We start from the raw sequence: 13,088 nt of genomic DNA on the forward strand, positions 1-13,088 counted from the left end.
AGGAATTATGATTCAAATTAAATTCAACAAGCAAGATAATACATTTCATCTCACGAATGGAAGAATTAGTTATTGTTTTGGAGTCGAAAAAGAACGGTATTTAATGCATCAGTATTTTGGGAAAGGTGTGAAAGAATACAGGGGATCTAATCAAGCTTTTATGTATGACCGTGGATTCTGTTCTAATCCGATACCTACAGACAGAACATTTTCTCTGGACGCTCTTCCACAGGAATTTCCCGATATGAATCAGGGAGATTTTCGGAATCCGGCATATGTAATACAGACAGGAGACGGGAAAAGAGTCAGCCGATTCTATTATAAGAGCCACGAAATTTTGCCAGGGAAACCGAGCATGGAAGATCTGCCTGCTATTTATGCAGAAGAAAATAGTGAGGCAGAAACACTTTGCATTATATTAGCAGATGAAGTTATGGAAGCGGAAATTCACCTATATTATACGGTGTTTGAAGATTATGACGTAATCTGCCGCCATACAGAAATTGTAAATCTTGGTAAACAGGAACTATATGTTGAACGTCTGATGAGTATGAGTATCGATCTCCCAAAGGCAGACTATGATGTGCTGACGCTGTGTGGTTCCCACACAAACGAGAAAAATTTAAACCGTAGAGCAGTGAAAGGAGATTCTGTAGTAATAGAAAGTATCCGTGGAACAAGCAGTCCTCAGTCAACGCCGTGTGTGATTCTGATGGATAAAGATGCAAATGAAAAACAAGGAGAAGTCATTGGAGTCAATTATATATATAGCGGTGATTTTCAGGCAAGCGTGCAAGTGGGACAGTATCAGACTACGAGAGTGCAGATAGGAATGAATCCCCTTACTTTTGGATGGCGACTTGAGCAGGGGAAGCGTTTTGTTTCACCGGAAACAGTTCTTGCATATTCTGACAGCGGACTCAATGGAATGTCACAGATTTTTCACAGACTTTACCGAAAAAGACTGTGCAGAGGTTCATGGCGTGACAAGGAAAGGCCAATTCTCCTCAATAGCTGGGAGGCTTTTGAATTCGATATCAATGAAAAAAATTGTCTTGAGATGGCGAAACAGGCAGCAGAACTGGGAATTGAATTGTTTGTTGTTGATGATGGGTGGTTTAAAAATCGTAATACAGACTGTACAGCACTGGGGGACTGGACAGCGGATGTAGGAAAGTTCCCGAGTGGAATTTCAGGACTTGCACAGCAGGTAAGAAAACTCGGAATTGATTTTGGAATATGGTTTGAACCGGAAATGATATCGCCAGAGAGCGATCTTTTCAGAGCACATCCTGATTGGATAATAAGAAGTCCTTATTATGAGCCGGTGTTGTCCAGAAATCAGTATGTGTTAGATCTTTCAAACCCGGAAGTGTGTGCGTATGTGCTTGAAGCAGTTGGGAAAGTGCTGTTTGAAACAGGGGCATCTTACGTGAAATGGGATATGAATCGGCATCTTACGGATCTTGGTTCCTTCTATCTGGCTCAAAATAATCAGAGAGAGTTGTCACATAGATTTGTGCTTGGTTTATATCATATTCTGGAAGAACTGAATAGACGGTTTCCGGAAGTGCTGTTTGAAAGTTGTTCCAGCGGAGGGGGGAGATATGATGCGGGTATGCTTTATTATATGCCACAAACATGGGCAAGTGATAATACAGATGCAGTGTGCCGAATGAGTATCCAATATGGAACAAGCATTCTCTTCCCACCTATTACCATGGGAGCGCATGTTTCGGTTGTACCGAATCATCAGGTCGGAAGAACAACACCTTTGGAGACAAGGTTCGCTGTGGCAATGTCCGGGAATCTGGGATATGAAATGGATTTGCGTTTTATTGGAGAGGAAGAAAAAAAGGAAATAAAAAGACAGATTACGTTTTATAAACTCATTCGTAAGGTAATACAGAACGGAACATTCTATCGTCTGAAGAATCCACAGGAAGGGAATGAAGCAGCTTGGAATTTTGTGTCGGAAGACGGAGAAACTGCTTTATTGTGTTATTTTTGTATTCTTGCGGAACCAGTTTATACTGGAATTCCCGTACAAATGCAGGGGCTTGATGAAAACGGTGTTTATAGGCTGGAAGCTAATGACATCTGTTTTGGGGGAGATGAACTGATGAACGCAGGGATTACAAGTCCAAGGGTAAGACAAGACTTTGTAAGTTATATATATGTGTTTCATAAATTACAGGAGGAAGAGAGATGACAAAAGAAGAACGTTAACAGGAAGCGGCTGAACAACTTCTCACATTTGTGGGCGGAAAGGATAACATTATAAGCGCAGGCCACTGTGCGACGAGACTTCGTCTTGTTCTGAAAGATGAAAAGAAAGCAGATGTAGATGCTATTCTGAATGTGCCATTGGTAAAGGGACAGTTCGCAAATAGCGGACAGTTTCAGATTATAAATTACGTCAAGAAGATGGTAAAAAAAGCAGCGTTTCTATCAGTATAAAAAATGAACTCCTCATCCGAGAAAGCGTTACGAAAATAACAACTACGTCAGATTAAGACTGCTTACTTAATTTGACTAGGAAAATATAAAATAGAAAAAATCGCATGAAATCAAACTAAGAACGTTGATTTCATGCGATTTATATTTTTACTATTGTTTGTGACATTGAATTTTTCAAAGCATTAATACAATACATCAAGGATTTAGACAGTTTTCAAGTGCGTAAATTGAGTCATTATTTTTTCAAATGTAAAAACTGCTATATAAGTTGAATCTATGATTTACATTTTGACGCGCAAGCGGTCAATTACTACATTGAGCACTTGATTGACACCCTGATGTTTTCCGTAAGTGGGGATAATTCTTTGTTGCCCTCTTAAAAACCAGGTACATTGAATGGCTTGATAATCACGAATCATGGTTTCATCTTGAAACAGAAGGTAGTCAATCTCCTCCTTGAGCAGTTTTTTTAATCTGGAAAGGTCTTTTCTTTGAATTCTTTCTGTTTGATTGGATCTGCCTTCGCCAACAAATTCAAACGTTTTCTAAGACCCTCTTAGTATATCGCTAACGTCTCCATATTAAAAATAATTTGGGAAGAGCATCGTAGTGTGACGGCCTCCATTCTTTTTTATGAATACAGCATCTCAAACGACATACCGTTCAAAAATGTAAAAAAGTTTTCGACATTATCGCTTGTATTAGGTACACTTGAAATGTAAAAGAACTTTTGACATAAGGGGGCTGATCGTATGCGGAAAAAAGATGAAATGGAGCAGCGGGTAGCGAATAAATCTGCTAAGATTACTTTATTTGTTACTGTCACGGCCTTGTTTATTATAGGGGGCGTTGAGTATTTTAGGAATGATATGAAAATGAATATCCTTCTGGTGATTGCTCAGCTTTCGATTTCTCTTCTCCTTTTACTTGAACAGTATTACTTATCTAAAGCGAATGAAGATAATACATTCAAAAAAATACTGGTAATTACTCTGGTTCCTGTAATCATTCTGGGGGCTATTCTACTTGGAATAGCGTTTTTAGTCTGATGAAAAATAATATCAAAGAACTCCGTACAGCAAAAAAAATTTCACAACAAGAACTGGCTGATCGCTGCCATGTTACACGTCAAACCATCAATGCGATTGAGAATGAAAAATATGATCCCTCTCTGCAATTAGCTTTTGCTTTAGCGAAAAACTTAAACACTAATGTCGATAAGTTGTTTATTTCGGAGCAGTAATAAAATACTATGAATGATTCACTTGAGGTGGGAAATGTGGAAACATTGATTTATAATCTTTTAGCATACATAAACAATTCACTTGATAAGGATATTAATTACCATATAGCGAAAACCTTGCTCGAAAATTTCCAAAAGATTGAGGGATTTTCATTAGAAACAGCCGCAGAGGTATGTAATGTAGCACCTTCTACAATTAATCGTTTCTGCAAAAGAATTGGTTTCAGGAATTTTTCAAGCTTAAGAAATTCTGTAACCAAGTACGGGGCGCCTCTTGAAACGAACGATATTACCCTAAGTGGCGATAGCTTTATAGCGCAATTAAAGGAAAACGTAGAAATAATTGAAACTATCCCAAAAGAACAGATTAAGGGGATTGTAAAACAAATCAGCAAATCCCGCCGAGTTGTCATATTGGGTTTTGAAAAGCATCAAATCCAGGCTCTGGAGTTACAAAAAAAAATACTGCTTGCAGGGAAATTTTGTGAATGCAATACAAATATTTTCAAACAAATGGATACTCTGGATCTATTGTCAGAGGAAGATATGATTATCACTATTTCCATACATGGGCACTTACTAGCAGAAGATTTCCTCTTATTTGAAAAAATCAAAAGGACAAAGGCAAAGAAATTACTGATCACCTTCTCGAAGCCACAGCAACATCTGGAATTGTTTGATGAAGTTTTGCAGTGTGGAAAAATTGAAAATAGTGCCGTCAGCAGTCAAACCTTGTTAAGATTGTTCGATGTATTGTTTCATTGATTCCACCAGCAACATTCTTCTTAGCCGTGAACTGGTCTCTTTTTGACCAGTTTTTTTAGTATCCCTAAATTATAATGAAATCAGAAACAAAAAAAGTCGAGAGAAGGAATATACTATGACATTTCCAAAAGGTTTTTTATGGGGCGGAGCCCTAGCTGCTAATCAAGCAGAAGGTGCTTACAATATAGATGGGCGTGGACTTGTGCAAACAGACGTCACAACTGGTGGCTCGGTTGATTCACCTCGTTTTGTCACTTATATCGATAAAGATGGGAATCCAGGGAAAGCAAAATCAATGGGACATAATGGCCAGATTCCGGAAGGAGCAAAATTCGCTGTCCTAGAGACTGAATATTATCCCAACCACCAAGCAGTGGACTTTTATCATCGTTACAAAGAAGATATCAAGTTGTTTGCTGAAATGGGCTACTCAATTTTGCGTTTATCCATCTCATGGGCCCGGATTTTTCCCAATGGTGATGACAAAGAGCCAAACCAAGCGGGTCTTGATTTCTATCGTTCAGTTTTTGAAGAATGCCGCAAATACAATATCGAACCCTTGGTTTCCATTTGGCATTTTGACACACCCCTTGCTTTAGAAGAAAAATATGGTGGCTGGACCAACCGGAAACTCATTGATTTCTATGTAAAGTATGCGGAGACAATCTTTAATGAGTACACAGATTTGGTTAAATATTGGCTAACCTTTAACGAAATCAATAATACCACTATGTTCCTTGATATGTTTGGTAGCGCAGCGTCTGATGAGGCGTATCAAGAAGGCTACCAAATCCTGCATAATCAATTCGTGGCCTCGGCTAAAACTGTGCAATTAGGGCATAAAATCAACCCAGACTTTATAATTGGCAACATGATTTGTGGGATTACATTCTATCCTGGAACCTGTGATCCGGCTGATATTTTGGCCAACCAACACAAGTGGGAATCCGGTATCTATTACTGTGGTGATGTCCAAGCCAAAGGTAAATACGGTACTTATGCCAAACGTCTCTGGAAAGAGCACAATGTTGTGCTCGATATCACGGAGGAAGATCTTCAAGACCTTAAAAATGGGACTGTTGACATCTATACTTTCTCATACTACATGTCTAACAATATTACCACACACACAGATCAAGAAATGGTTTCTGGTAACTTCTCAACCGGGGCCAAAAATCCTTATTTGACCTATTCGGATTGGGGATGGGCGCATGATCCCGTTGGTCTTCAATACTATCTTGAAAAAATCTATGATCGTTATGAATTACCACTGATGGTGGTAGAGAATGGTCTAGGTGCCTTTGACAAGGTGGAAGAAGATGGCTCAATCCATGATGATTACCGTATTGACTACCATCGCGCTCACATTAGTGCAATGGCAGATGCTATTGATAACGGGGTAAACTTAATTGCTTATACCACTTGGGGCTGTATTGATATTGTCTCAGCGGGGACTGGTGAAATGCGTAAACGATATGGTTTCATCTATGTCGATATTGACGATGAAGGTCACGGGAGTCTTGACCGGACACCAAAAGATAGCTTTTACTGGTATCAGAAAGTAATTGAAACTAATGGAGCAGTTTTGTAAAAACTAATTTATACTAAAATCAGAAACAAAAAAAGGCGAAAGAAGGAATATGATATGGCATTTCCGAAAGGTTTTTTATGGGGTGGCGCTACGGCTGCAAACCAATTAGAAGGGGCTTACAACGAGGGTGGCAAAGGGCTCTCCATTTTTGATATGGTTCAATTTGTACCAAAAGAAGAGCGTACAAGTGAAATGTCCATGGATGTCAGAAGCAAAAAGGAACTTGAAGATCTTTTAGCAGGAAAAGCTGGAGACAACTTCCCGAAACGTCGTGGTATCGACTTCTACCACCACTATAAAGAAGATATTGCCCTATTTGCAGAAATGGGCTTTAAAACATTCCGTATGTCCATTTCTTGGCCGCGTATATTTCCGAATGGTGATGACAGAGAACCAAATGAAGAAGGACTGGCTTTCTATGACAAAGTATTCGATGAGTTATTGAAATATGGCATTGAGCCACTTGTGACGTTATCACACTATGAAATTCCACTTACGTTAGTTCAAAAATATAATGGCTGGGCAGATCGACGCATCGTTGAATTCTTTGTTCATTATGCTGAAACGGTATTTGATCGTTATAAAGGAAAAGTGAAATACTGGTTAACGTTCAATGAAATCAATATTTCAACGATGTATCCATATATTGGTAGCGGTGTGCTTATAGATGAAGTAGAAAACAAGGAACAAACGGTTTATCAAGCCTTGCATCATCAGTTTGTAGCAAGCGCCAGAGCGGTCAAGGCCTGTCATGAAATGATCCCTGATGCCATGATCGGTTGTATGCTGGCTCGTATGGAAGTATATCCAGAAACTTGCAGTCCAGATGACGTATTAGAAGCACTGAAAGAAGACCAAATGAACCTATTCTTCACTGACGTCCAGGTTCGTGGCTATTATCCAAGCTTCATGATCAGTTATTTTGAAGAAAATGATATTAAGCTTGACATGCTTCCTGGCGACGAAGAAATATTACTGCAACATACAGTGGATTACTTATCCTTCAGTTACTATATGTCAATGGTTGCCAGCGGAGCACCCGATAAGAAGAAGGAAAAAGGGAACTTCTTTAGCGGTGTGAAAAACCCTTATTTAGAGTCCTCTGATTGGGGATGGCAAATCGATCCTAAAGGATTGCGTATTACCTTAAAGAAAATGTATGACCGCTACCAAGTACCGTTGTTTATCGTGGAAAATGGACTTGGAGCCTATGATAAAGTAGAGGAAGACGGCTCAATCAACGACGATTATCGTATTGATTATATGCGTGCACATATTGAGCAAATGGAAGTAGCGATCAAAGAGGGTGTCGATCTTATTGGGTACACAAGCTGGGGTTGTATCGATTTGATCAGTGCAAGTACCTCTGAAATGTCTAAACGTTACGGTTTCATCTATGTTGATCAAGACGATTATGGCAATGGTACTTTAGACAGAAGCAAGAAAAAATCATTTGATTGGTATAAACAAGTAATTACTACAAATGGAGAAGAACTATAGATAGAACTTAAGAAGGGGGTGTCTCAAAATAAAATGAGACACCCCCTTTTCCGATGATTGCTCTCTAAGCACAGGAGCTGTACCGTTCTTCTCCGGCGAATGGAGACTTTGCCGGAGTACAGGCTACATTCCATTTACTTCCTCCGATCAAGATTGCTTCGTCGAAGTTCAGTCCCATTGTTACCGACGTGCTCCGGTGAGGAGATCGTTCACCGGAGCTGTGGACAGATTGGAACGGGCTCCTCCGGTCAGCGGATGGAAAAAAGAAGGCTGCCTCTTTCGAGACAGCCACTTTGGTCGTGATTGTATGTGATAAAAAGTAGTTCAGTTAGAAGTTCATCCTTACTGTTCAGTTTTTCTAATTTGGGATAGTTCCTTATTGAGGGTATACAGCATTTTTTCGCTAAATTGATCGGACGCAATTTGAGACATGGCATCGATTGTAAAACCTTGCATCATATCGAACATCGGATGTTCTTCCACGTTACCTAAGTATGTCGTTACGATCGCTTTTGTTGCTTCGTTTTTAAAAAGTTCCCCCACTGTGCAACGGGTAGAGTAGACATCATCCGTTATGACAAGTTCTTCCATTTCCACATCGCCTAATTCCGGCATATCGAACCAGTTGGCAACGAATCCCCCTTCTTCTTCAGGGGTAAAATAGCTTTCGTTTGGGTTGTCCACTTTATTGAACATAGCTACATCTTGTAGGCTATTGTTACCATCATTGGCGAGTATCTTAACTTCATTTATTCCCTCTTTCAGGGAAATGTTTTCAAAGACAAAGACTTTATCCTCACTTATCAGGGTAGTCGTTTCCCCTCCGTTTACAGACAGGTTCACTTCGTTACAGTTAGAATAGACCTTGATATGGATCGTATCATCCGTTCGATCCACAAAGCGTTTGCCTGTAATATGCACAAATTTTTCATCATTCCAGTGTGCCTTATACAGATAAAAAGCATCCTTCTTAATCTTTCTATCATAGGTGATGAGCCCTTTGTTATTTCTTCCCTTTACTCCGCCCTCATCTCTGATGTTCGCACCGAAGTCAAACATATTCCACGCATACGTTGCCCAAAGGAAGGGACGTTTTTCAAAAATCTTCCACACGGTCTCGTGATAAAGCGCATGGTATTCTTCAGAATAGTCTTTTATTTTTGGATCACTGCTATGGTATTGTAAAATTCCTTCTGCACCATATTCTGAAATCGCCAGTTTTACAGTCGGATTTTTCTTATGAAAACCATCTAACCAGCCTGCAAAGTCCCCTGCTTCACCGTTATACCAACCAAAATATTTATTGTATCCAATCGTATCCGTCACATAATTATAGTCATCTTCATCTTCAACGAACATGACGTTTGCCATTGTAGTCAATCGGGTAGGGTCTTCCTTTTTCGTTAACGCATTTAATTCATTCACGAGTTTTCTTAGCTCGGGTCTTTCCCCACTAATTTGAATTTCATTCTGGATTCCCCAGAACATAATAGACGGATGATTAAAGTTTTGTCTAATCAGTTCAACCATCTGTTGTTTGGCATTAATGCCTTCTAACTCTGTTTTTGACATCAAAGAGATAAAGGGTATTTCAGCCCAGATAACCATGCCTTCTTGATCACATAAATCATAGAAATATTGATTGTGTTGATAGTGCGCTAATCTGATAGAAGTTGCTCCGATTTCTTTTATCAATGCCATATCCTCAGCTTGCTCTTTTTCTGTGATTGCCCAGCCCATATCCTTTCGATCCTGGTGTCTTGCCACACCATGCAAAGCAAGGTGTTCCCCATTCAAGAAGAAACCTTTTTCAGCATCTACTTCAAAGTATCTGACACCGAACGGAATCATGAGTGCATCAATCACGTCGTTAAAACGCTCCATAGACACTCTTGCTTCATACATATAGGCATTTTTTCTGCCATTCCATAATGTGGGATTCTCTATGACAAGCGGAACTTCTACTGCTTTGTGTTCTCCCGCCACTAACGTCACTTCTTTGGCAGCATAGGCGATATTTTCTCCTTCTGCATCCAGCAAATCCACCCAAAGCCGCACTTTTTTGTCTTCTTCACTATCGTTCACAAGCAGTGATTTGATCGTTAAGGCCGCATGCTCTTCATTTACTTCCTCTTGAATAACGTAAATACCTTTTGAACCATGATCCATTAAGTCAAAATGAACAGGATTGGCAATGACTAAGTTCACATCACGATAAATGCCACCGTAAAAGGTGAAGTCAGCCATTTGCGGATAGACATCATCGACAACTGTATTATCTACTTTGACAGCCAACGTGTTCTTTGCATCAAAATCAATCGCTTCCGTAAGATCGAATCTAAAAGTAGAGTAACCACCTCTATGCTGACCCAAATGTTGACCATTTAGGTAGACATCGGTTACACTATTCGCTCCTTCGAACTCAACATACACTTTGTTTCCACGCGCAGAATCATCTATCGTAAATTCTTTTCTATACCAACATGCGCCCTGATGATAAGCAAATCCGTTTGCTCCATCAATAGCGTTCCATGTATGGGGGACTTGAACAACTTTCCAGTTTCCATCATCAAAATAGATACCCATCGCTTGATCTTCATCTTGTTTGATAAACTTCCAGTCGTGATTGAAAGGAATGACTTTTCTCATTTATTTTCCTCCTAAATTAGCTGAGCAAACTGACTGCTACGCATTCTGAATTCCTATCGTACATCCTAGCTTTACCCCTCTATCTTAACAAGCCGCCACCGAATATACTCGCATTTTTTTGCCTAAATTAGCACATATCCGCCTTTTTTTTACTTTATCTGTATAATTAAAAGTATAAGGAAGCATGGAGAAGAAGATATGATTGAAAATTGGGAAAATAATATAGACGACCTCAAGAAGAAATGCCGCATCTTACATGATGTGACAAAAATGGACATTCGGTTAATGGATCAAGATGGGAATGTTATTTTTCATCTCCTGGATTACCTTATCCCTGTCACACTTCAAAGTTTAGACAAGGAGTACCCTACCATAATCAAGCAACTTAAAAAGGGTGAAACAAATTTTTATTACTGTCATGTCAATTCTTTTAACCTTGAATACATTGCAACGGGAATTTGGATAAAAGGCGAATGTTGCGGAGCTATTGTACTGGGGCCTTTTGTTTCAAGTATACCTGGCATTGGTTTTATCAGCGATATTGTTACGAAAAACAAAGCACCCATAAGCGAACGAAAATTACTCGAAGAATTTTATCACTCTTTATCCGTCGTTAGCAGAAAAAACGCCCAAAGCATAGGTGAATTACTAGTAAATTTATTTGCACATACTTATATTGAAACGCAATCACTAGCGACAGAAAGGGTTGCTTCCCTTCTCAGTAGAGAAGAATTAAAGCTAGCAATGTCCGAGAGTAACGATCAGATAGAGGAGCGGTTTCGATTAGAAAAAGAGATTGTGGATGCCATCGCCAAAGGAAATATTGATGAAATTATACGCTTTTTAAACCACTACAATAAAGATATTTTATTAAGCTTTTTTAATCGAATACCTGAAAGTCCCATTAGATCCGCAAAGAATATCGTATTGGTTATGAACACGATTTCCAGAACCGCAGCTGAAAGAGGCGGTGTTCATCCCCTTTACATTCATAACATTTCCGAAAAATTTGCTATTTTGATTGAAAGAGCCTCTAGTCTTTCCGTCTTAAAACAGTTGGGAGAAACAATGGTTTATGAATACTGTACAGCGGTAAGAGACTTTTCTACCCTTCATTATAGTCTTGTTGTTAAAAAGGCCGTGCATTACATCCATATGCATCTAGAAGAGGATTTATCACTGTCTAGAATTGCTGACGAGATTCACGTGAATGCCTCACATCTTTCACGTAAATTCAAAGCAGAAACTAACATGAGCATCATTGATTATATTAATAAAAAGAGAGTAGAAGAGGCGAAACTCTACTTGCAACGGGGGAATGTATCGATTACAGAGGTTGCTCTCATGGTTGGATTCAACGATTTAAATTATTTTAGTAGGGTATTTAAAAAAACGACTTCCCTTTCTCCTTCGCAATATAGTAGGCACTATTTTACAGATACTTAACAATCCCTAAGCGATTTAGCCTGGAGACTTTATTTTACATTTGAGTTAATATTTGAACATTTATTGTCGTGTGGGTTATACTTGGATTATCTGAACAACAAGGAGGAATTTGTTTGAAAAAGTTAATCTTATGCTTTCTCACTACGGCTCTGCTGAGTGGCTGTGGTGCTGCGAGTTCACAGGCGAGCATAAATAGTGAGGTTGCGGAAAATGAAGAAGCAACTGTACTGTACACAGGAACGGTTATCGACAGTGGCGAAACGCATGAAGGTGGTTTATTCGTGGCTGACTTAGTTCCGGTAGAATCTTCGGAAGCTGCTTCTTTCGATGAAGTCATCCTGTTGATGGAAGGTGTTCCCTTGACCGACTTATCCTCCGGTGAAAATATACCGCTGTCAGCATTAGAAAACGGAGACAGCGTAACCGTCACCTTAGTCGAGCATGCACCCACCACGATGTCCATCCCTCCGCAGATTCCCGGCATGGGGATCGTAAAAGTCGAAAAATCAAAATGATCCAAAGCAAAAAACCGTGTACTCGCGAATAAATCGCAAGATATACGGTTTTTATTAGAGAATTTTAGTACTTTCTCCTTCATGGAATAGCTCAAATCGAACGGAAGAGACAGTTGGAAATGGAGAGGTACTCTCTCCGTTCCAACTGTCTCTTATTTGTCGATACCCTTACGTTAATGACATTGGGCGAAAAACTCTACCCCTTTTTGTTGATTTTTTCTTCAAATCAATTATACAAAAATTGCCAAGTTGACAATTGTTACTTAAGCTAATTTGTTTTGATCCAAAGCACTTGGCATAACCATATACTTGTTTTTATAGAATTGAATCGCTGATAAGCCGATCAAAAGAACGATTCCTATTAAAGCCACATTTGGCAACAAACTATATTTCCCTTGGAAACCTTCTGGCGCTAATAAAAAATTATAGATCCCAAAATATGCCCAGGCAATCGGAATTGGGAATAGTGCATTTTTTGTTTTTAGTAGAACCAAGAGCATCAACCCAACTGCAACAAGAAGAATGACAGAACTCCAGATTTCTGCAGAAATTCCAAATCTCCCCCATTCTGCTTTTACAAGCCCAGCTGCTATATTTACAACTGTTGCTATAAAAAGCCATCCCGAATACAATCCAAAAGTAATCGGCAGCAAGAAACGTCTACTCGTCTGAATTTTCCCAATGCGCTCTACGATTAAAACCATGACTATTAAGAATGCAAATATGAAAATTGTTGACAATCCGATTAAATTATAAGAAAAACTAACAATCCACACTATATTTAAAGCACAGGATAGCCAGAATAAAAAACTAATCTCATCAATCAATGTCATTAACTTAAGGGCATTGACAAATAAGAGACAGGTAGAAATGGGAGAAGTACTCTCTCATTTCTACCTGTCTCTTTCGTTTCTGGCAA

Annotated in this window: 10 protein-coding genes and 2 pseudogenes; 9 read left to right on the forward strand and 3 right to left on the reverse strand. The window is 39.2% G+C overall.

The annotated features are described in order from the left end of the window. Nucleotides 1-7: 7 nt before the first annotated feature. Nucleotides 8-2,212 carry an alpha-galactosidase gene (locus C8U37_RS11120; RefSeq protein WP_108033296.1) on the forward strand — a complete coding sequence of 735 codons (2,205 nt, stop codon included), beginning with the start codon at nt 8-10 and terminating at the stop codon, nt 2,210-2,212. Nucleotides 2,213-2,253: 41 nt separating this feature from the next. Then, nucleotides 2,254-2,460, forward strand: a pseudogene (locus C8U37_RS11125) (PTS transporter subunit EIIB); the annotation flags it as partial. A 320-nt stretch (nt 2,461-2,780) separates the two neighbouring features. Here C8U37_RS11125 and C8U37_RS14695 read toward each other — a convergent pair. Further along, nucleotides 2,781-2,989: pseudogene (locus C8U37_RS14695) on the reverse strand (hypothetical protein); the annotation flags it as partial. A 223-nt stretch (nt 2,990-3,212) separates the two neighbouring features. Here C8U37_RS14695 and C8U37_RS11135 point away from each other — a divergent pair. The 5 genes from C8U37_RS11135 (at nt 3,213) to C8U37_RS11155 (ending at nt 7,559) form a co-directional block, all read left to right on the forward strand. Continuing rightward, nucleotides 3,213-3,509 (forward strand): hypothetical protein, encoded by a 297-nt coding sequence (locus tag C8U37_RS11135; protein WP_108033297.1) that lies wholly within the window; start codon nt 3,213-3,215, stop codon nt 3,507-3,509. Further along, complete coding sequence (locus C8U37_RS11140; protein WP_108033298.1) at nt 3,509-3,703, forward strand: helix-turn-helix transcriptional regulator; 195 nt, start codon at nt 3,509-3,511, stop codon at nt 3,701-3,703. The genes C8U37_RS11135 and C8U37_RS11140 overlap by 1 nt, the downstream gene beginning before the upstream one ends. Before the next feature lie 36 nt (nt 3,704-3,739). Next, the gene (locus C8U37_RS11145) at nt 3,740-4,468 is read left to right on the forward strand and encodes a MurR/RpiR family transcriptional regulator (protein WP_170100269.1); all 729 of its coding nucleotides are present in this window, start codon (nt 3,740-3,742) and stop codon (nt 4,466-4,468) included. 115 nt (nt 4,469-4,583) lie between these two features. Further along, on the forward strand, nt 4,584-6,059 hold the full coding sequence (locus tag C8U37_RS11150; RefSeq protein ID WP_108033300.1) for a family 1 glycosylhydrolase: 1,476 nt from the start codon (nt 4,584-4,586) through the stop codon (nt 6,057-6,059). A gap of 54 nt (nt 6,060-6,113) precedes the next feature. Then, entirely contained in the window at nt 6,114-7,559 is a 1,446-nt protein-coding gene (locus C8U37_RS11155; RefSeq protein WP_108033301.1) for a glycoside hydrolase family 1 protein, read from the forward strand. Nucleotides 7,560-7,901: 342 nt separating this feature from the next. Here the strand turns inward: C8U37_RS11155 and C8U37_RS11160 are convergent, their stop codons facing one another. Then, entirely contained in the window at nt 7,902-10,208 is a 2,307-nt protein-coding gene (locus tag C8U37_RS11160) for a glycoside hydrolase family 2 protein (RefSeq protein ID WP_108033302.1), read from the reverse strand. A 198-nt stretch (nt 10,209-10,406) separates the two neighbouring features. Here C8U37_RS11160 and C8U37_RS11165 point away from each other — a divergent pair, with 198 nt between their 5' ends. Next, nucleotides 10,407-11,654 carry a helix-turn-helix domain-containing protein gene (locus tag C8U37_RS11165; RefSeq protein ID WP_211306211.1) on the forward strand — a complete coding sequence of 416 codons (1,248 nt, stop codon included), beginning with the start codon at nt 10,407-10,409 and terminating at the stop codon, nt 11,652-11,654. A 113-nt stretch (nt 11,655-11,767) separates the two neighbouring features. After that, on the forward strand, nt 11,768-12,169 hold the full coding sequence (locus C8U37_RS11170) for a hypothetical protein (RefSeq protein ID WP_108033303.1): 402 nt from the start codon (nt 11,768-11,770) through the stop codon (nt 12,167-12,169). 263 nt (nt 12,170-12,432) lie between these two features. Here the strand turns inward: C8U37_RS11170 and C8U37_RS11175 are convergent, their stop codons facing one another. Then, nucleotides 12,433-12,996: a hypothetical protein gene (locus tag C8U37_RS11175; RefSeq protein ID WP_108033304.1), complete on the reverse strand. Its 564-nt coding sequence runs from the start codon at nt 12,994-12,996 to the stop codon at nt 12,433-12,435. Nucleotides 12,997-13,088 lie beyond the last annotated feature (92 nt).

Source organism: Trichococcus patagoniensis (assembly GCF_003051085.1).
Taxonomy (GTDB): domain Bacteria; phylum Bacillota; class Bacilli; order Lactobacillales; family Aerococcaceae; genus Trichococcus; species Trichococcus patagoniensis.